Genomic DNA, 19,728 nt, shown 5'->3' on the forward strand with positions numbered 1-19,728 from the left:
GCGCAGTTTTTCCGTCCTTGTACGCAGTTTTTCCGTCCTTCCTCTCGCTTTTTCCGTCCTTGCACACAGTTTTTCCGTCCTTCCGTTCAGGATGAGAACTTTCAAAACACCTTTTGCCCCATAACTAAGGAGGACACTTGTTAAAGTGCCCTCCTTTTCTAACGTGTTGAAATTTATCAGCAATTCTCCGGCGTACCGGCGTTCTTGGCCGTTTTGAAGGATGATCCGCATCCGCATGACGCAATCGCATTCGGGTTTTCGATCGTGAAGCCTCCACCCATCATGGTCTGTTTATAATCAATGACCGTTCCCTTCAATATATCAGCATCCCCGTTATCCACAAGGATCTTAATTTCAAACTGTTCCAGCTGGGAATCTTTTTCTCCTGGCTCTTCCTCAAAACCCATTCCGTAGGATAACCCACTGCAGCCTCCGCCTTTAACGGCCACCCTTAAAAAGGAACCCTCTTCACCATTATGTTTCATCATTTCTTTTATTTGAAAAGCAGCAGCTTCCGTTATATTAACAACATCACTCACAATAAATCCCTCCTTCTTATGATCTGTGAGATAAACTATTTCTCCTTATAGTATATACCAAAGAATTTCGTACGCTCAATCTTCCAGCTTGAAAAAAATCGGAATTACCACATCCATTTTACCAACATTATTTCTAATATAGTTTATAATGGGTACAATGAATCAAGCATATAGACTCATTCATTAATTTTATTGGCAAGGGGGGATTCTCATCCAAGATATACAGCCACTATATGACAAAAGCATGGAATGCCTGCTGTGCAAGCAAAAATCGACCACAAAAAAAGTCCGATCACGCTTTGCAAGAGTAGCCAAATACGAAACGGACTTTTGCCCCATTTACGCTGATTCATCCATCAATGCCCTTTACTATACCATTTTTGTTTGCCCTCACTGCGGCTTTTCCTATTCCGAGGAATTCTCCCGATACTTCCCTCCCGCCACTAAGGAAGCCATAGAGGAGAAGGTCAGCTCACAGTGGGTTCCCCAACATTTCAGTAACGAGCGATCGATTAAAGACGCAATCAATTCTTACAAGCTGGCAAGTTATTGCGGTGCTTTAAAAAAGGAAAAACACATTATCCTGGCAGGCATCCATCTACGAATTGCCTGGCTATACCGGATTACCCAAAACTCGGAACAAGAAAAAAGATTTTTGAGGTTCGCACTTACGGAATTTGAAGCATCCTATTCTACAGGCGACTTCAGCGGTACCCGGGCATCCGAAGCCAAGATCTTATATCTCGCCGGCGACATTTCAAAAAGGATTGGAGATCACAAAGCAGCAATCAAGTATTTTTCATTAGTTTTCGAACGACAAAAAAATGCCCGGGAAACCTCCATCATCCAAATGGCCAGAGACCGTTTTCAGGAAATTAAACACGAACAAGGCAGCCGGACAACCGCCGCATCACTCAATGGCTAATGCCATCTTCGTGCCATTGCAGAGCGAAATGCAACGAAAAGGCAACTCTTACTTAAACTGTTGAGATCTCGCTCCTTGTTTACACGCTAAGTGAAATGGAACGGACGGTGTGAGCCCCCTGCTGAAAAAGCTCGGTAAGCACGCGCCTGAAGCGGAAAGTGATGGTACAAAATATCCAAACTGTGCCATCTTCATTTTAATCGAAGGGAAACAAAACGCTAAAAAGGCTGCAGAACGCCCCCTTATGCATCGAGAGTCCATCTGCAGCCTTTCCTGCTGTGCCATTGATGAGTCCTTTTTTTCAGATTTCGAATTCATCAATGAACTTATATATATTTTCAACTAATTCATCCGTTGTGTCACCAGAAACCACTTCGCCATTCACAAGCGCGTATAAGTTACTGGAGCATTTACCACAATAGCCCAGGCATCCATATTCGATGATATCCAAATTCGGATCCCGTTCCAATCTTTCCATAGCCTCCTGCGCGCCACTGGCCAGATTGCTTACACAAAATTCAATGATCGGATACATTGTTTCACCTCACCGTTACTAACAATCCATCTTATTACTTTTCCCATTTACAGTCAATATTTACGCATAAAAAAGCAGCCGATTTCAAGATATCGGTTGTGATTTCCTTATATATTCGTTATACTTTTGTCGGGGTATGTAAAAAGAAAATTATCAAAAATTTTTTATTCTTACTACTAATGGGGTATATATATTCAGTAAAAATTTCAAAGGTTCATTTGGGAGAATCCGAACGTGGGATACTTGTTTTCAACAAGTAAAACGATTATCAAATTTTTTCAAAGAGATCAAATAAAGGGGAAAATTATATGAAGAACTTAGTCATACTTGGTGGTGGGTATGGTGGTATGCGCATGTTGCAAAGACTGTTGCCTAATCAGCTTCCTGAAAACGTGAGCATCACGCTTATCGACCGCAATCCTTATCACTGCTTAAAAACCGAATATTATGCTTTGGCAGCAGGCACCATTCCTGATCAGCACATCCGTGTTGCATTTCCTGAACATCCTCGCTTGAAGAACGTATACGGAGAAGTACTTTCCATCGATATGGAAAACAAACAAGTCATAATTGAAAACCAAGAACCTGTCGCTTATGATGATTTAGTCATTGGACTAGGCTGTGAAGATAAATTCCACAATATTCCTGGTGCAGACACACATACGTACAGTATCCAAACCATTGATAAATCACGCCGCACATATTCAGCTTTGAATAATTTAGGTGCTGGTGCAACCGTGTCCATCGTGGGCGGCGGTCTAAGCGGTGTCGAGCTGGCAAGTGAATTGATCGAAAGCCGTTCCGATTTGAACGTGAAGCTATTTGACCGCGGACCGCATATTCTTTCAGCTTTCCCAGAAAGATTAAGCACATTTGTCGAATCTTGGTTTGATAAACATACAATTGAAATCGTCCATCATTCCAATATCACCAAGGTTGAACCTAACCTGCTTTATAATGGCGATGAAGCTGTCCAAAGTGATGTCATCGTCTGGACTGCTGGAATCCAGCCAAGCATAATCATCCGTGAAATGGATATCGAAAAGGATCGTCAAGGAAGGGCCGTCCTTACTCCTCAGCATTTCCTTCCGACTAATGATAGCATCTTTGTTGTCGGCGATTGTGCAAGTCTGCCGCATGCACCAAGCGCTCAATTAGCGGAATCCCAAGCTGAGCAAATCGTCCAGGTTCTTGTGAAGAAATGGGCAAATGAACCGCTTCCTGAAAGCTTCCCTGCCATGAAACTAAAAGGAACATTAGGTTCTCTCGGGAAAAAGCAAGGTTTTGGCCTTGTAGCAAATCGACCGATCACTGGAAGAGTGGCACGCCTCATGAAATCAGGCATTCTCTGGATGTATAAATACCATAACGGTTGATCTTGCATGTCGCTTTCATAAACTGGCCCACTGAGCTGCGTACAGCTCGCTTCATGGGTCAGTTTTTTATTTATTCCATTATATATCATAATTGCATCTTGTATCCATATCTCTCCATCGCTTCCACCACTTTTTTTAGACTCACATTACCTTCCGCGATGATTTCATCCTCGATAAGGACAAGCGGATAGAATAGATCTTCCTCGATCATCCTCGCGGCAAAGCTCTTTTGCTTCAGCTTTTCAGGGGGATTGTACATATCGATATAAGAAATCCTGAAGCTCTGCTCAGGGAACTTCCTCGTTAAGGCCGCTTCGAGCCATTCACAAGTATCTTTCGAAGAAGGCAGGTTTACACAGCTTGCACAAATTTGCTCCGCACCATAAACCTCAATCTCGATGTCTTTCTTTACCATACTATTCCTCCTTCAATTCAGTATATTAGCTGCCTCTTGATAACATTATAAGAACATTCACCTGTTTCCTTCTTATTTATATAATATAGATTATATTTCCGCAAAGTTACAGTTGGATTTTTTACTACCTTCGCATTATAATATGAATAGGAAAGGAGTCGATTGCAATGTCTAACCAAACAATGGAAGTTCAAGTTCAAGATGTTCTAGATAAGCTTCGTCCGTTTCTTCTTCGTGATGGCGGTGACTGTGAACTAGTTGACGTAGAAGATGGAATTGTAAAATTACGATTACTGGGAGCTTGCGGAAGCTGTCCAAGTTCGACCATTACGCTAAAAGCGGGTATTGAACGCGCCCTTCTTGAAGAAGTTCCAGGTGTAGTGGAAGTTGAACAAGTATTCTAATGTCCCTTTAAATAATATGCGGCGCCTTCATTAATGCGCCCAATCGTTTTCATGCAGACAGGGACTTACCTGGACTGTTATAGAAATAAAGCTGACTCGGCTTTTGCCTTATCAAATGGATTGATACGGCTTGACACGGGTCAGCTTTTTTTTAATTTCATTCACAAAAATTCCAAGTTTTCTTTTTCTTGCTCCGAGAGGATGGCTGTATGGCTGCCTTCATTATCGATTTGCAGCTCTTTCACAACATATTCCGGAAACGCCAGCTTCAATGCCTTGAGCACGGCTGCTGATTTTTCCGTGGATGCCAAGCTTAAAACAGTCGGACCTGCACCGCTTAGTGCCGTCCCAAACCCGCCTTCTTGAAGGACGATCTCCTCTATAAGAGTCAAATGAGGAACCAGCTCCTCTCGATAGGGCTGATGGAACCGATCGCTTTGCATCATATCGCCAACAAGCTTCCAATCCTTCGTCAGGACCGCGGCAACCAAGACATTGGCAGCCGCACTTCCAGCTATCGCATCTTTATAAGGAAGGGAAGCGGGAAGGACATTCCTGGAATCCTCAGTCATCAATTCAAAATCGGGTATGACCGCAATCACCTTGACCCCTTCAATTGGAAACGAAACGACATCCGTCCTTCGCTCTGTATGCAGACCTACAACCAATCCGCCATGAACGGATGCCCCTGCATTATCGGGATGCCCTTCAAATAGGGAAGCATGCCTATTCTTTTCAGCAGCGGTCAATCGGAGTTCACCTACGATGTTTGCCAACTCGATGCCGGCCACAATGGCAGAGGCACTGCTCCCCAGACCTCGTGCCAATGGGATTTCACTGGAGACGAAAATCCGGCATGGAGATAGTTCCTTCCCATATGCCGCCGCCGTTTTCTTGGCGATCTGAACGATATAATTTTGATCATCCCTTGGAAAAACAGACATCTCTTCCGAAAGCGGAATGACTTCCCAATGATCTGATGAAGATCCGTGTATTTCCAAGTAAAGCCCAAGCGCCAGACCGATGGAATCGAATCCCGGTCCTAAATTGGCCGTACTTGCCGGCACACGGATCAAGAACATCTCCGACTCTGCGCTCATGCCTGCTTCACACCTTGCAAATGCTCCAAAATGACTTCCTCATCCATTGGCAGCAAAGTAGGCTGAATCGTGCTCGTATCGACTGCCACATTCGGATCCTTCAGGCCATTCCCCGTCAGTACAGCAACGATTTTACTTCCTTTTTTGATTTCACCGCTTTTTAACTGTTTATAGATTCCAGCGATGGAGGCGCACGATGCCGGCTCTGCGAAAACACCTTCTTTTTTTGCCAGCAAATGATAGGCTTCAAGGATTTCTTCGTCTGTCACTTCATCGATTTTCCCTTTGGATTCATCGGCCGCTTCGACCGCGAAGTTCCAGCTGGCCGGATTACCAATTCTGATCGCCGTCGCAATCGTTTCCGGATTTTCAATGACGCTATCCCTTACAATCGCAGCGGCTCCCTCAGCTTCGAACCCCCTCATTTCAGGAAGGCCCGTTTGTTTCGCTTCATGATATTCCTTAAAGCCTTTCCAGTATGCTGTTATATTCCCTGCATTCCCGACTGGAAGCGCCAATATATCAGGTGCTGAGCCGAGTGCGTCACAAATTTCGAAAGCCGCCGTCTTCTGCCCTTCGATCCGATACGGATTGACCGAATTCACCAGCGTAATCGGTGAGCTCTCACTAAGCGAACGGACGATTTTTAAAGCTTGATCGAAGTTGCCTTCAATCGAAATGATTTCCGCCCCGTACATAACGGCTTGGGCAAGCTTGCCCATGGCGATTTTACCTTCAGGGATGACCACGATGCAACGAAGGTTAGCACGAGCGGCATAGGCGGCTGCAGCGGCGGATGTATTGCCAGTGGAGGCGCAAATGATCGTATCGCTTCCAGCCTCTATCGCTTTGGCGACAGCCATCACCATTCCGCGGTCCTTGAACGAACCCGTTGGATTCGCTCCTTCATATTTCACATGCAGGTCGATCCCCCACTCTTCGGATAAACGATTCAGTCTTATCAAAGGGGTATTTCCCTCCAAAAGGGATAATGCAGGTGTGTTTTCATTAACAGGTAGAAAATCCTCATACGTGCTTATAAGTCCTTGCCAGCTCATTTATTGTCCTCTCCTTCAACTCTATATGTGCTTTTTACTTCACGTACCATATTGTAGTCATGCAATTTCTGTTTAATTTGTTCAAATGCAGCCAAGGTGGCAGTATGCGTCACCAATACGATTTCAGAGGATTCCTTTTCATCAAGCGGCAATTGAAGGATTTTGTCGAACCCTACCCCATGCTCTGCGAATAAATTCGTAATTCTGGCTAACACGCCCACTTCGTCCTGGACATGTAATCGAAGGAAGAACTTCGCAAAAATCTCCGTTGCATCTTTTAATTGCTTCGGGTACTGAGGTGAAACGGCACTGCGGCCATTTACGCCAAGCCTCATATTCTTGATGACCGTCACCATATCCGAGACGACGGCAGTGGCAGTCGGTAAACTCCCGGCTCCCGGACCGTAAAACATCGTTTCCCCTACAGCCTCCCCATACACGTAGACTGCATTATATTCGTTGTTTACCGAAGCCAATGGGTGTGCTTCCGGAAGCAGTGCCGGCTGGACGCTCACTTCCACCCTCTCCCCCGATCTTGAGGCTACACCGATCAATTTCATTGTATATCCAAGCTTTTTGCTATATCTCAAATCCTCTTCGGATATCTCGGTAATCCCTTGTACCTCCACATCATTCAAGCCGATGTTCATCGAGAATCCTAGTGTGGATAGTATCGCCATTTTACGGGCTGCATCCAATCCCCCTACATCTGCTGTCGGGTCGGCTTCGGCAAATCCGAGCTCCTGGGCTTCCTTCAGGACGTCCTCATATGCTCTGCCTTCTTTGCTCATTTTCGTTAAGATGAAGTTCGTCGTACCATTGACGATTCCCATCATTTTCGTGATCCGATCCGAAGATAGTCCATCTACAAGTCCTCGTAAAATCGGAATTCCGCCTGCTACACTTGCTTCATAGAATAAATCACATTGATTCTCAGTGGCCAATTCGAGCAATTCCGGTCCGTATAAGGCCATCAAGTCCTTATTGGCCGTAACGATATGCTTTTTATTCTTTATTGCTTTTGTCAAATAACCGCGTGTTTCCTCAATTCCGCCCATAACCTCAATCACGACATCAATTTCGGGATTGGAAAGGATATCCTCGGGATACTCGGTGAGCATGTCTTTATCAATCTCGACAAGCCGCTCCTTGGCTGTATCTTTGACTAGTATCTTTTTGACGGATATGGAACAGCCCACTTGATGCATCAGCTTATCCTGATGACTTTCAAGGATTTGCACGACTCCTGACCCGACTGTACCTAACCCCAATAAACCGATAGAGATGACTTTCATTTTTGGCTCCCCCTTAAAACTGTTTATCTACAGAAAACATTTGTATTTGTATAGTAGACATTATAAGTTCAATTCACATAATTATCAATAGTTAGAAAAACGGATATGCGAGCTTTTTATGTACACCCCTTGATGGAGTAAGCACGGATATGGTGAATATTTTTAAGGAAAAACCTTTTTCCATATTGCTACTTGACGGATTTCAGTGACTCCTCCGTCCCCATGATGATATGTGGTTCTTGTGCTGGGTCGAGCCATTTCAAAAGCGCAAGGACATTCTTTTCGGCCATTGCCACGCATCCTGCAGTCGGCTTCGTTTCCCCTCTCCAAACATGAAGGAAGATTGCACTGCCTTTTCCTTTTACGATCGGATTCGTATTATAATGGATGACCGTCCCATATTTATAGAGTTCATGATTCATCCTTTCGAAGGACTTCCATTTATCCGCAGGGTTACCCTTATAGGTTTTCCACTTGTTATAATCCTGGGATGTTTGATCATCGATCCAATAGTCATATTCAGTCGTTTTCTTATAGCCCAGCTTCAGGCCGCCCGGCTTCGTTTCGCTTCCAAACGCCGTCCCAAAGGAGTAAATTCCCACCGGGGATTTTCCGTCGCCCTCCTTTTTACTGGTCGTAAAGCCATTCTTGCCAATGACGCCCTTCATCTCATTCAACGCCCGTCGCCACTCGCCGCTTTTCTTTTCGTATGGTATGACTGTAACGTGCGTATCAGTCATCGATTTCCCTTTCACCGATACAATCTGGTTGACCCCTTTTCTCGTGTCGAATTTCTTCAGCAGGGCTTTTTCACCGGTACTGAAAACCTCCCTTGCATCCGTCATGCTCAAATAGGCGGTCTTTTTCGCGTGACAAACCTTATACCAGCTTCCTGTTCTGCCACTGGCCGATAATTCATCATTTTTCTTATACGTTTTTAACGTTTTGCTTGAAGCCGTAGCCCTTTCTTTCAGCTCAGCCGTTTTCTTCAGTACGACTTTGTATTGTGATGCTTCACAAGCTGTTGTTTCAGCCTGCACAGGCAAGGTCACCTGAAGGCCAAACAAAAGTAAAAGGGCTGCCATCATCATTTTTTTCATTGACTCTTCCTTTCCCGTCCCGGTTGAATTCACTGATAAAATCAAACTATTCAAAAAAATCTTGTTATCATCATAACATAGTCAATCTGGATGAATCATATTTCTTTCCCATTTTCAGCTAAATCCAATCAACTTTTGGCAAATCATATTGTTTGGCCGGGACTTCCGCCAATTCATAAAATTGTTTAAGGAAGGATTCATATTGTTGGGATGATTTTGTTATTTGTGCGATTTTGTCCTCCAGCTCATTCGATCTTGTTTCCGTTTTCTTGGAGAAAAACTCTTCGACCGTTTCAAAATAATGAATCGGAAATAACATTCTCGAATACAACAACCGGGCCGAAAAACTGGAGAACGGTTCGATCGCCTGGTATTCATGAAAAAAATGACCGATGCCGCGCTGATGCGTGTGCACATTCTGAAAATAGTGTTCCCTCACCCATTCGGCCACATCCCTCGTCCCGTGGTCGAATACCCAATCGAACGGATTTTTCACCCATTTATTACTTTTCCAAGTATCATGCAAAAACCGTTCGTAACACACCGTGCCACTATCGACAATTTGCGGGGTATCATCAATTTCCGTGTCGACTAAATATTGAATCGCATTTTCACCTAGCACCATATAATAGGGAAAGGTTTCTATAAACAATTTTTCAAACTGGTTATCGGGATGGGCGGTCAGCTTATCCCTCCAAATCCGTTCCAATTGATCGATCCTTTGTTCCCAAAGCTCTTTCCATTTTCCGATTCTCGAGCAGGCGGAAATGGTTTCATTAATGCCTCTCCCGCGTTGATGGAATCTTGCCAGTCGTCTACCTGGATTGAAATTTTTCGGCCCTTCCAAAGCCTGATTGCCAAGCAGGATAAATAATTGTTCATCGGCTTCGGAAACATAACTGCCATGATTGGCCAAGACGAATGCCGATACGTGTCGATCGCCTTGGCCAATCATATGCTGCGACATTTTATGGCGTTCGACCAATTCGTCCTGCTCGATGTTCTCGATGGGGACGATACTGTACACCATGTTCCCTGAACGAAAGCTCGGAAATCGGCTATTGTCCTCTTCTCGCTCCACCTGGATTCCGTAATTATTGAAAATGATTTCTTCTATCATGGAATGGCCCCCTTCAAAAAATGGATATAATAGAAATAGCGGACATCATATACTTATATATATATGTGGAATAACCCGTTTTCTGAATGATTATTGAAACCTTTTGGAAATACGAAGCACCTCATGAAATCTCTGCACTAGAACTTATCCCTAATAATATAGAGAAATGGGTGATGACATGGTTAATATTGAACAATCAATGTCTGAAAAGACAGCTCGTAGATGGCTAAGTGAACGAGGCGTTAAATTGGAGGACATCGCAGAGCTTGTCATGTATTTACAATCCAGCTATCATGAAAATCTCCAAATGTCCGATTGCCTTCATAACGTCGAACGGGTCCTTTCAAAACGCGAGGTCCAAAATGCCATCCTGACCGGCATCCAGCTGGATATGCTGGCCGAGAAAAAATTACTTGAGGAACCATTACAGAGCATCATTGAAATAGATGAAGGACTATATGGAGTCGATGAAATATTGGCTTTTTCGATCGTCAATGTTTACGGATCGATCGGCTTTACGAATTATGGTTTCATCGATAAACAAAAACCAGGCATCTTACAATATTTGAATGATAAAAGCACAGGTAAGGTCAACACCTTTTTGGATGACATCGTCGGGGCAATTGCCGCTGCCGCTTCAAGCCGGCTTGCCCATCGAACCGAAAATGCAGAATGAGGTCAGTTGATGCCGCAAAATGAAAATGGCACAAAAAAACCAGGGCCGCCATGTGAACTGACCCATCGAATTGAGACTTAGAAAAAACACTCATGCTGCCTGCTCTCCAAACTCAATTGGAGACAGGTAGTTTAATTTTGCTTGAATACGTATTTGGTTATAATAATACATGTATTGATTTACCATTTGCACTACTTTAGAATTAGATATAGATGCTCTTCTTTGAGTGTTGAATCCTTCCGACTTTAGCGAGGAGTGAAAGGATTCTATGACGGCATTATCATGGCAGTTTCCTTTTCGGGACATGCTTGTGATGATGCCTTTTTCTTTAGCTAAATTTTGAAAAACATAAGATGTATAAACAGAACCTTGATCAGTATGAATCAGTAACCCATCTTTTGGTTTTCTTTTCTCTACAGCTTCATTAAGTGTATTTTTAACCAAATCTACATCCTGAGTCTCACTCACTTTGTAGGTTACAATCTCGTTATTATAAAGGTCTATGATTGTTGATAAATACAACATTTTTGATCCATATGGTAAATAAGTGATGTCCGTTACCCATTTCTCATTAGGCTTGGCAGCTGTAAATTCTCTATTTAGGATATTTTTCACCACAATGTTACTCTCACCATTTAAATATTTTGGTCGTTTAACTTTAATTTGACACTGCACTTGATATTTCTGCATGATCTTTTGAACTGTTTTTCGATTAACTTCAATTCCATGTATTCTTTTTAGAAGAGCCTTGATTTTCCTATGACCATAATGAAAATGACTCTCTCCGCATAGGAGAACGACTACTTCTTCAAGTGGGCTCATAACGGATCTTGTATACTTTTTCTTCCACCTATAATAGGTGGCCTTAGGTACTTCTAATACTGTTAATATATCAACGATTTTGTACATGGAAGACAGTTCCTTGACTACTTGTACAACAATTTGTGGCTCCAACTCCTCTCGATCTCTTGGTACTTTTTTAAGATTTCCAACTGTGCTTTTAATTGCTTATTCTCTTGTTTTAAAGCATCTTTTTCACTTAAACCAGCAGGTCCTTTTCCATACGTATATTGTTTTCCTACAGGCTGAGAGAATCGATGGGTTTGCCCTTCATCATGCCATTTCTTCCATGTTTTAATCTGGGATACATTTTTGATTCCTAACTGTTTCATTATTGCTTTATTACTCATTCCTTGTAACTTTAATTCTACAGCTTGCCATTTTACTTCCTCGGGGTAGTGAACTCTTGTGCCCATGAAGAAAAACACCTCCAAAATCGTTTAGATAACTAATACGACTCAAGGGGTGTTTTTTCCTTGTCTCATTTTACTGGGTCACTCTAATGGGCAGACCTGGTTTTTTTCATTCGAATTTCCATAGATCGAGCGTGTTGACCACATATGTTGGCTGCTGATCATATTGCTTCAGGCGTTCTGAATCCGTTACGCCGGTATGGACAAGCAAGGTATCGATGCCTGCATTGATGCCAGCCATGATATCCGTATCATAGTTATCGCCGACCATGATCGTCTCTCCCTTAGGAACCCCCAATACTTGGAGCGCTTGCTCGACGATGACCGATTCAGGCTTACCGATGAAAATCGGCTGCACTTGAGTCGAAACGGATACAACGGAGGTCAACGCACCATTACCCGGCATAAGTCCCTGTTCGGTAGGGATGGCAATATCCCCGTTGGTTGAGATGAAGGTCGCTCCATTCCGGACTGCCAGGCATGCCTTTGACAGCTTTTCGTAGTTGACGCCACGGTCGATGCCCATCACAAGGAAGTCTGGATTTTCATCCACCAGCTGCATTCCTTTTTCCTTGATGGCCTCGATGATCCCTTCTTCACCCACTACATAGACGGACGCATCCTTTTTTTGTTGGGCTATGTAATTGGCAGTCGCCATGCTTGTCGTGAAAACTTGTTCATCTTCGGAAGCGATCCCGATGCTCCTCAATTTATCCGCTACCTGTGCCGGGGTCCGGGACGAGTTGTTGGTTACGAATAAATAAGGGATATCCCTTTTTTTCAGGTCATTTATGAACCCAGCCGCCTCCGCGATTTGTTCAGTACCGCGGTACATGGTGCCATCTAAGTCAATTAAATATCCTTTATACGCCTTCATTTAGTTCGCCTTCCTAACGCTGCTAGTTTTTAAAAGCCGATACAGGTCCCAATTCGTTTGTTAAGTAGTCCCTTACCGAATGAGGGAATGACTTGAATGCCCCGATGTTTTCCTTGAACACGGAATGCAGCGCTTGGTGATCGACTTCAATGAAATCCTGAACGAGCATTTTCCTTAGTGGCAGCACCTTTTTAAATTGCACCATTTTATCCTCGGAAATGACTTTTTCATCATGCAGGATATCGATGATATCATCATAGCTGCCTGGGTCGCGCATGATGAAACCATCGATTATCGCATTTCCCGCATCAAGCACGGAATCGATGGATGTATGTATCAGCCTTTCCGTGATAAGCTCGGAATGGTCTCCATCCCAATTATCAAGCCCTTCGAAAATTCCAAGCTGCTTTTCAAGAAAAACTAATATTTGTTCAATCTTTTGACGGTCTACAAAGTACATTTTTTCCAGATCCTTTCTGATCTAAGATGCTAGGGGGATCATTGCTATAATTGAATGGCAAGTCGGTTCATGACTGCATTAAACCTGCCTTATTACTTGATGATACCATAGCTTCTCCCACACTCTCAATTCCTTCAGCCCAATCCTTTTATCGTATGGAGCATTTGCCCCTTTTTCAAGGGTTGCAACTAGGGAAACCGTATCCTTTATATTCTTGACATCCAGCCCCATATCGATGCCAGCCAATCAATATGTCTGTCACTAGCCGGAGTGAAACCGAATCTAAAAATGACTGTTCCCCTATTAAAGTCGCTTTGTTATGATGTAACTACAAATAAATAACAAGGGAATGATACTATGGAAGATCGTTTTTATTTATACAACGATGTCGTTGATACGAAAACCCGGTTCATCAGTTTCATGGGAGAGGAATCAAGATACGATTTAGCGATCACGACAACCGATCGTTTTTATGGAAAAAAACTTGTGCTGAATATGCAGAGTAACCGTTTCGCCATAATTGGGCCGGATGATTTAGAAGAGGAAGGCTACCTTGAGCATGCCTTTCAGTTGTCAGAAGCGGAGGCGGAAGAATTAAGTCACTTTTTAATGGAAATCGTCTAAAATGCTGAAGTTTTCTTCCTGAACGGGAAACCTACTGAATGTACGATTACATGAGGGGGGATTACTTTGGACAAAGAAGAATACCATGACTTCTCCAATGTAGAAAAGCAACGGGATTACTTAATCCCTGAAGAATTTCCCGAAGGACCATTTGGATCACCCATTGCAAAAGATGCACCAGTTGAAAACAAGGACACGCCATGGCAGGAAGGGCAACGATACCAAAGTGCCTTCAATTATGAAAATAAGTCGCTGCACGAAGATTTGCCACGTAAATACCCTGGTGCACATCCGACACATGATGATCCAGATAAAGATGAGCAGCCTCCTTACAAAGGGTACGGAAGCTCATGACTTGGAAGGCCAGAGCATTTCTGGCCTTTTTTACTTCTTGACCTTCTTCACGACGAAATAAGGACAGCCAAAATTACAGTATTCATATAGATATTCACTGAGTGTGCTGATTTTCGTGTCAAAGGTCGCTTTCTGATTCGTATCATCAAAAAATCCGCGCAGCCTTAATTGACCGTAACCCCAATCCCCCACGATATAATCATACTTCGTTAAAATCTCACTGTATCTGGCTTTAAAGGCATCTTCGTTATACCCTTCCCTTTCATCCTCTATTATTTCATAGGTCAGGTTATTGATGGTAATCATTGCTTTCACCTCTTTAAAATACATTCTTTCTTTAAATTATAACTGATTCCCCATCAATTACTAAGCGAAAAATAGAGAAATATGTTCATCCTAAAGTTATGGGGGTGTTAATGATGAAAAAGACAATCATGACGTTAGGTTTAAGCTCGATCATTGCACTGACCGGCTGCTCCGATAAACACGAGCAGGGGCTCGGTGCAAAAAACCATGCAAACAACCCAACAAACGTAAATAATCCCACTCAGTATTATGACGAGGATTATCGTAATCATGATAACAAAAGCGATGACTTCGGGTTTACCCGGACAAATAAGACGACTACTAACAGACGTAACGTTTCCAATAAGACCGCTTCCATCGATCGTGAGCAATTATCGGATGTCATATCCAAGCTCAGTGTACAAATTCCGAGTGTCAATGATGTATCCACCCTTGTGACAGACGAGGAAGTTCTCGTCGTTTATGATACGGATACCAAGGATAGGATGGATACCGCTGACCAAGTGAAGCGCACTGCCATGTCTGTCGTCCCTCGTTATTATCATGTATATGTTAGTGATGATCCTGCCCTTGCCCAAAATGTCGAGAATTTCGCTACATTGAAATCAGGCAGCAGAGGCATTGACTATACGATTGAACAGACCATCAAAAGCATGCTCAAGTCACCACAAGGATACAAGATGAGCGATGTGGAAAATGAAAACGGTGAAATGATCAACGATAATAAAGATCATCACGATAATATCAGGCAAAAAATGAGCAATCTCTGATTCGCAATAAAAGGAAAGGACCGAATGCATTTCGGTCCTTTCCTTCGTTCTATTTCAATAATTCTTCACCTTTGCTTTGCTTGTGTTTTGCAGCTGCATTGACCTGTTCATCCGCGTGATACGAAGAGCGGACAAGCGGACCTGACTCACAATGGCTGAAGCCTTTTTCCAAAGCGCGGTCTTTCAATTCAGAAAATTCCTCGGGAGTGTAGTATTTAAGAACCTTCAAGTGCTTTTTGGTTGGCTGCAAATACTGGCCGATCGTCATGATATCGACATTATTCGCCCTTAGGTCATCCATCGTTTCAAGGATTTCATCGCGCGTTTCGCCTAGACCGACCATCAAGCTGGATTTTGTCGGGATCTCCGGATACAATTCCTTAGCCCTTCTTAACAGCTCCAATGAACGTTCATATTTCGCCTGGGCCCGTACGCGATCGGATAAGCTTCTGACGGTCTCTATATTATGGTTGAGAATATCCGGCTTGGCATCCATCAAAATCTTGATATTTTCATGCAATCCACCCATATCGGACGGCAATACTTCAATGGATGTAAATGGGTTTTTACGGCGGATGGCACGAACCGTTTCAGCAAAAACCTCAGCGCCTCCATCCTTTAAATCATCACGGGCAACAGCCGTTATGACCACATGCTTTAAATTCATCAGTACAACGGAGTCTGCGACACGCTCAGGTTCCGCCCAGTCCAGCTCATTGGGACGCCCGGTTGTAACCGCACAAAAGCGGCAGGCCCTTGTACATATTTCCCCTAGGATCATGAAGGTCGCCGTTCTTCTTACCGCCCAGCATTCGTGGATATTCGGGCATTTCGCTTCCTCACAAACCGTATGGAGATTTTTCTCTCGCATCATATTTTTTAAACCAAGATAATTTTCATTAGTATTAAGCTTTATTTTTAACCAATCTGGTTTTCGAAGAATTTCTTTATTTGTAGAAGACACGGAAATGTCACTCCATTCTATAGAAATTAACACACCCTACTTTAACAATAATAATACATTTATACAAGTTATAGTTGGATTCCCATTATTTATTTTTCATGTTTGAAGCCAAATCAGCAAAACTATAAAAGATGGACGGACTGATGTTGTTATCAATATGGATAGTGTCATGAAAGGAGCTGCCCCGTTGAAAAGATTTTTCCTTTTTACAATAGCTTGTTCATTCATTATGAACGGTCCTGGCCAAGTGGCTAATGCTGCTGCCGATATTCCTGAAGCATATGCAGGGAGGATGCAGCTATATAAGAATATGGAAGCGACCCTCCAGATACCGTGGTATTATCTCGCTGGAGCTGATCAATATGAACATAGCATAAGACTTGCACGGCCGGATTTGGAGCCGGCAAAAGGGTTGATAGGCATCAATATCGAGCCTTCAAAATGGAGAGGGGCCCTTAACCCCGACATGAATGATGTGAATCCGCTCACGATTACCTTTTTTGATGGCTTGGGCGAGGATGGAGACGGTGATGGCAAGGCGGATATCCTCAATGATACGGATCGTTTATATGCGTTTTCAAAGCAGCTCCGAAATTTTGGCACGGATGAAGATAATATTCGGATCGGCTTATGGGATTATTATAAACGGGATAAAGCCGTCAGCATCATCATCGGCAATGCAGAGATCTACAAGAAATACGGCCGGCTCGATTTACAGGAAAAAGCCTTCCCGGTTCCGGTACGGACTCATTATACGTATTTAAATACATGGGGGAGCGCTCGCGGCTGGGGAGGCAGAAGGATTCATGAAGGCACTGACATCTTTGCTGATTATAGCCTTCCGGTGCGATCGACGAGCTACGGCATCATTGAAATGAAGGGCTGGAATAAATACGGTGGCTGGCGGATAGGGATACGGGATTTAAATAATACGTATCATTACTTTGCCCATTTAAGCGGATTCACCGATGGGCTGAAGGTCGGACATATTGTCGAGCCCGGACAGGTCATCGGTGGAGTGGGCAGTACAGGTTATGGCCCTCCAGGAACATCCGGTAAATTCCCGCCACATCTTCACTATGGAATGTACAAAGATAACGGCCGTACAGAATGGAGCTTCGACCCTTACCCTTACTTGAAGCTGTGGGAAAGGAAAGATTTAGCCAAAAAGAAAAACTAAGCGGCGCGGAATTTCCCGCTGCTTTTTTTTGATTCGAACATATTCCCCTGAAGCTGATGCATAGGTATTAGTAAAGGGGGCTAAAGCGTGTTCCGAAAAAGATTTCGCCCAATGAAATTTCGTAAAAAGGGGCCTCTCCCTACCCGCAAAGTATTTCTATATTCATTCATCCTTTTTATCATATCGAGCATCATGACACTTTGGTATGTTGATAAGGCCATCGAGCCTGTAATCATGAATGTTGCCGAAAATGAAATCAAAAGGATTGCCACGGAAACGATCCATGAATCGGTCGATGAGAATATCGCCAAAATTGATATGAAGGAAATCATCACCAACAATAAAGGCAGCGAAGGCACCAGTTCCTCCTATAGCTTCAATCCAGCCGTATACAGTGAATTGCGCGCTAACATTACAAACGATATCCAAGACAAGCTTGGCATCAAACAGGGAAATCCTTTTAAAACGGGTTCAACCAAAATAAATGATGAACAATATAAAAGCGTGGTCTATTATATACCATTAGGCGTCGTGACCGGAAACAACCTCCTTTCCAACTATGGACCTGAAATCCCAGTGAAAATGTCAGTCATCGGCAATGTTGAATCGGACCTGAGAACGAAACTGACGAACGCCGGCATTAATAATGTTTATTATGAGTTGATCGTTGATTTTGATGTCAACATCCAAATCGTCATCCCCTCTTTCACTAAAGAGACCAAGGTAAGCCAGGAAGTGACAGTCGGCAGCTTATTGATCGAAGGTGATGTACCAAGTTATTTCAGTAATGGAAATGGAGCCGTCGCCCCTGCCATCATGAAAGAAAACAAATAATGAAAAACGATTTTACCATAAGATATGAAACGCGCAATTTTCATGGGAACCCGCCTCAATTTGGATGCAAAGCACGAAACTCGTGAGTAAATTGGATTAATTGGCGAGTAAACATGCAGATTTCGCGAGTAAAGTGCCTAATTTGGCGAGTAAACATCCAAAATTGGCGAGTAAAGTCGCTAATTTGGCGAGTAACGCAAGAAATTGACGTTAAACGGCCCCTATTGCCGTGTGAAACGCAATTTATACGAAAATAATACTCGGAGTATTTGTACATCGGTCGTTGCATTACAATGTACTGTTGCTGCATAAGATCCAAACAAAAATGCCGTCTGCAAATAGCAGACAGCATGTCCTTCAAGTTGCCTAGGCTGTTTTAAAATTACCCTTTATGAGGGGAGAATTTTAGGTTAAGCTGGTTCTTGTATATTCAAGCATTTCATGATCAGCAAATGCAGATTTTTATTCAGGTCCACCTCATAGGGGTCTTTGATTTGTTCGCCATTTTCCTCAAGGATCCTTACCTTGGGCCGGTCCCCTATCCCTTCATTTTGAGCGGATACGACCCCTTTTCTCCCATCATTCAATTCTACGGACAGACCGTTCGGGTAGATGGCCACCGCTCTGCGGAATGCTTCGATGATCGTATTATCGAACTTTTTCCCGACTCCGGCATAAAGGATTTCCAGACCTTCATGCGGCAGCAAAGCCTTGCGGTAAACCCGATTTGAAGTGACGGCATCGAACACATCGGCAACGGCAATGATCTTACAGAAATAATGGATTTCGTCCCCTTTTATCCCACGTGGATATCCAGAACCATCTAACCTTTCATGGTGCTGGTAGGCACAGTTGGCAACGATAAGCGAAACGGTATGAATATTCTTAATTAGATGAAATCCGTAATCGGCATGCTTTTGGATTTGTTCGAATTCCTGTTCCGTCAGCTTACCGGGCTTACGAAGGATATCCAAGGGGACGAGCATTTTACCGACATCATGCAAAATCGCTCCCAAACCAAGTATCTCCAAATTCTTTTCATTTATATTCAATTCCATCCCGATCGCCAGCGTGTATAAGGTCACATTAAAGGAGTGAGTAAAGATATAATCATCGTATGTATAAACATCCGCCAGTAACGTCATTAATTCTTTATTGCTTTTCAGCTCTTTCATGATGCTGCGGACTATTTGGGTGAACTTGACATTGGCCTGCTCAATCGTGAAGGATGCATCCAGATTGATTTTATCCTTCATATCCTGGAACGTGGTTTCAATCGTATTAATGGCTTCTCTCCTAAGCTTCCCGGAAACTGGTGACATGGGAATAATGTCATCCGTCCTTGAATCTTGAATGTAGACAAAGGGAATATTCAAGGAAACAAGTCGATCGATCATTTTCTGTGTTAATGTTAAACCCTCGCACAATAGGATATGGCCCCGCTCATTATGGATGTTTTTTCCGAGCCTGGCTCCAGGGCTTAAAGACTTTGTAATAGCTAGCCTCATACTTGTACTACTCCATTTCCCCATTCAAGATTTGGTATCTAACCGTTTCTTTCCT

The 19,728-nt window shown here is 43.3% G+C and carries 24 protein-coding genes; 9 read left to right on the forward strand and 15 right to left on the reverse strand.

The annotated features are described in order from the left end of the window. Positions 1-176: 176 nt before the first annotated feature. Complete coding sequence (locus ABE28_RS21580; protein WP_064464358.1) at positions 177-539, reverse strand: HesB/IscA family protein; 363 nt, start codon at positions 537-539, stop codon at positions 177-179. Between the two features lie 220 nt (positions 540-759). On the opposite strand from ABE28_RS21580, the gene ABE28_RS21585 reads away from it, so the two are divergent. Further along, complete coding sequence (locus tag ABE28_RS21585) at positions 760-1,464, forward strand: DUF2225 domain-containing protein (RefSeq protein WP_306807345.1); 705 nt, start codon at positions 760-762, stop codon at positions 1,462-1,464. A 301-nt stretch (positions 1,465-1,765) separates the two neighbouring features. Here the strand turns inward: ABE28_RS21585 and ABE28_RS21590 are convergent, their stop codons facing one another. Next, a complete protein-coding gene (locus tag ABE28_RS21590) occupies positions 1,766-1,999 on the reverse strand; it encodes a YuzB family protein (RefSeq protein WP_064464362.1) in 234 nt (77 codons plus the stop codon). Between the two features lie 308 nt (positions 2,000-2,307). Here ABE28_RS21590 and ABE28_RS21595 point away from each other — a divergent pair, with 308 nt between their 5' ends. Next, on the forward strand, positions 2,308-3,375 hold the full coding sequence (locus ABE28_RS21595; RefSeq protein WP_064464364.1) for an NAD(P)/FAD-dependent oxidoreductase: 1,068 nt from the start codon (positions 2,308-2,310) through the stop codon (positions 3,373-3,375). Positions 3,376-3,460: 85 nt separating this feature from the next. On the opposite strand, the gene ABE28_RS21600 is transcribed toward ABE28_RS21595, so the two are convergent. Beyond that, positions 3,461-3,790, reverse strand: coding sequence for a YuzD family protein (locus tag ABE28_RS21600; protein ID WP_064464366.1), 330 nt, complete (start codon positions 3,788-3,790; stop codon positions 3,461-3,463). Between the two features lie 167 nt (positions 3,791-3,957). Between ABE28_RS21600 and ABE28_RS21605 the strand changes: the two genes are divergently transcribed. Next, positions 3,958-4,194: a NifU family protein gene (locus ABE28_RS21605; RefSeq protein WP_061142432.1), complete on the forward strand. Its 237-nt coding sequence runs from the start codon at positions 3,958-3,960 to the stop codon at positions 4,192-4,194. A gap of 161 nt (positions 4,195-4,355) precedes the next feature. Here the strand turns inward: ABE28_RS21605 and thrB are convergent, their stop codons facing one another. The 5 genes from thrB to yutH form a co-directional block, all read right to left on the reverse strand. Then, positions 4,356-5,294: a homoserine kinase gene (gene thrB, locus ABE28_RS21610; RefSeq protein ID WP_064464368.1), complete on the reverse strand. Its 939-nt coding sequence runs from the start codon at positions 5,292-5,294 to the stop codon at positions 4,356-4,358. Beyond that, positions 5,291-6,352 (reverse strand): threonine synthase, encoded by a 1,062-nt coding sequence (gene thrC, locus ABE28_RS21615; RefSeq protein ID WP_064464369.1) that lies wholly within the window; start codon positions 6,350-6,352, stop codon positions 5,291-5,293. The genes thrB and thrC overlap by 4 nt, the downstream gene beginning before the upstream one ends. After that, entirely contained in the window at positions 6,349-7,647 is a 1,299-nt protein-coding gene (locus tag ABE28_RS21620; protein ID WP_064464371.1) for a homoserine dehydrogenase, read from the reverse strand. The genes thrC and ABE28_RS21620 overlap by 4 nt, the downstream gene beginning before the upstream one ends. A gap of 188 nt (positions 7,648-7,835) precedes the next feature. Then, entirely contained in the window at positions 7,836-8,747 is a 912-nt protein-coding gene (locus ABE28_RS25885) for a L,D-transpeptidase family protein (protein WP_257390658.1), read from the reverse strand. A gap of 118 nt (positions 8,748-8,865) precedes the next feature. Next, positions 8,866-9,867, reverse strand: a complete 1,002-nt coding sequence (gene yutH / locus ABE28_RS21630; protein WP_064464373.1) for a spore coat putative kinase YutH — start codon at positions 9,865-9,867, stop codon at positions 8,866-8,868. A 178-nt stretch (positions 9,868-10,045) separates the two neighbouring features. On the opposite strand from yutH, the gene ABE28_RS21635 reads away from it, so the two are divergent. Continuing rightward, positions 10,046-10,543, forward strand: coding sequence for a phosphatidylglycerophosphatase A family protein (locus ABE28_RS21635; protein WP_257390659.1), 498 nt, complete (start codon positions 10,046-10,048; stop codon positions 10,541-10,543). Positions 10,544-10,633: 90 nt separating this feature from the next. On the opposite strand, the gene ABE28_RS21640 is transcribed toward ABE28_RS21635, so the two are convergent. From ABE28_RS21640 to ABE28_RS25330, 4 genes are all read right to left on the reverse strand, one after another. Then, a protein-coding gene (locus ABE28_RS21640; protein ID WP_373921307.1) for an IS3 family transposase occupies positions 10,634-11,799 on the reverse strand; the annotation gives its coding sequence in 2 pieces (ribosomal slippage) (positions 10,634-11,523 and positions 11,523-11,799; 1,167 coding nt in all). A gap of 106 nt (positions 11,800-11,905) precedes the next feature. Further along, complete coding sequence (locus ABE28_RS21650) at positions 11,906-12,673, reverse strand: TIGR01457 family HAD-type hydrolase (protein ID WP_064461691.1); 768 nt, start codon at positions 12,671-12,673, stop codon at positions 11,906-11,908. A gap of 22 nt (positions 12,674-12,695) precedes the next feature. Then, positions 12,696-13,133 carry a DUF86 domain-containing protein gene (locus ABE28_RS21655; protein ID WP_064461693.1) on the reverse strand — a complete coding sequence of 146 codons (438 nt, stop codon included), beginning with the start codon at positions 13,131-13,133 and terminating at the stop codon, positions 12,696-12,698. 78 nt (positions 13,134-13,211) lie between these two features. Further along, positions 13,212-13,379: a hypothetical protein gene (locus ABE28_RS25330; RefSeq protein ID WP_156775874.1), complete on the reverse strand. Its 168-nt coding sequence runs from the start codon at positions 13,377-13,379 to the stop codon at positions 13,212-13,214. 111 nt (positions 13,380-13,490) lie between these two features. Between ABE28_RS25330 and ABE28_RS21660 the strand changes: the two genes are divergently transcribed. Both ABE28_RS21660 and ABE28_RS21665 read left to right on the forward strand, forming a co-directional pair. Next, complete coding sequence (locus ABE28_RS21660; RefSeq protein ID WP_064461695.1) at positions 13,491-13,757, forward strand: DUF3055 domain-containing protein; 267 nt, start codon at positions 13,491-13,493, stop codon at positions 13,755-13,757. A 66-nt stretch (positions 13,758-13,823) separates the two neighbouring features. Then, the gene (locus ABE28_RS21665) at positions 13,824-14,111 is read left to right on the forward strand and encodes a hypothetical protein (RefSeq protein WP_064461697.1); all 288 of its coding nucleotides are present in this window, start codon (positions 13,824-13,826) and stop codon (positions 14,109-14,111) included. 30 nt (positions 14,112-14,141) lie between these two features. Here ABE28_RS21665 and ABE28_RS21670 read toward each other — a convergent pair whose 3' ends face one another. Then, complete coding sequence (locus ABE28_RS21670) at positions 14,142-14,417, reverse strand: YutD family protein (RefSeq protein ID WP_064461699.1); 276 nt, start codon at positions 14,415-14,417, stop codon at positions 14,142-14,144. Positions 14,418-14,527: 110 nt separating this feature from the next. Between ABE28_RS21670 and ABE28_RS21675 the strand changes: the two genes are divergently transcribed. Beyond that, entirely contained in the window at positions 14,528-15,187 is a 660-nt protein-coding gene (locus ABE28_RS21675) for a YhcN/YlaJ family sporulation lipoprotein (RefSeq protein WP_257390660.1), read from the forward strand. Positions 15,188-15,236: 49 nt separating this feature from the next. Here ABE28_RS21675 and lipA read toward each other — a convergent pair whose 3' ends face one another. Beyond that, the gene (gene lipA, locus ABE28_RS21680; RefSeq protein ID WP_064461703.1) at positions 15,237-16,151 is read right to left on the reverse strand and encodes a lipoyl synthase; all 915 of its coding nucleotides are present in this window, start codon (positions 16,149-16,151) and stop codon (positions 15,237-15,239) included. A 229-nt stretch (positions 16,152-16,380) separates the two neighbouring features. Between lipA and ABE28_RS21685 the strand changes: the two genes are divergently transcribed. Together ABE28_RS21685 and yunB are read left to right on the forward strand one after the other, a co-directional pair. Continuing rightward, the gene (locus ABE28_RS21685; RefSeq protein WP_064461729.1) at positions 16,381-17,331 is read left to right on the forward strand and encodes a M23 family metallopeptidase; all 951 of its coding nucleotides are present in this window, start codon (positions 16,381-16,383) and stop codon (positions 17,329-17,331) included. 111 nt (positions 17,332-17,442) lie between these two features. Further along, positions 17,443-18,165, forward strand: a complete 723-nt coding sequence (yunB, locus tag ABE28_RS21690) for a sporulation protein YunB (protein ID WP_156775876.1) — start codon at positions 17,443-17,445, stop codon at positions 18,163-18,165. 410 nt (positions 18,166-18,575) lie between these two features. Here the strand turns inward: yunB and ABE28_RS21695 are convergent, their stop codons facing one another. Continuing rightward, positions 18,576-19,673 carry an HD-GYP domain-containing protein gene (locus ABE28_RS21695; RefSeq protein ID WP_064461707.1) on the reverse strand — a complete coding sequence of 366 codons (1,098 nt, stop codon included), beginning with the start codon at positions 19,671-19,673 and terminating at the stop codon, positions 18,576-18,578. Positions 19,674-19,728 lie beyond the last annotated feature (55 nt).

Source organism: Peribacillus muralis (assembly GCF_001645685.2).
Classification (GTDB): domain Bacteria; phylum Bacillota; class Bacilli; order Bacillales; family DSM-1321; genus Peribacillus; species Peribacillus muralis_A.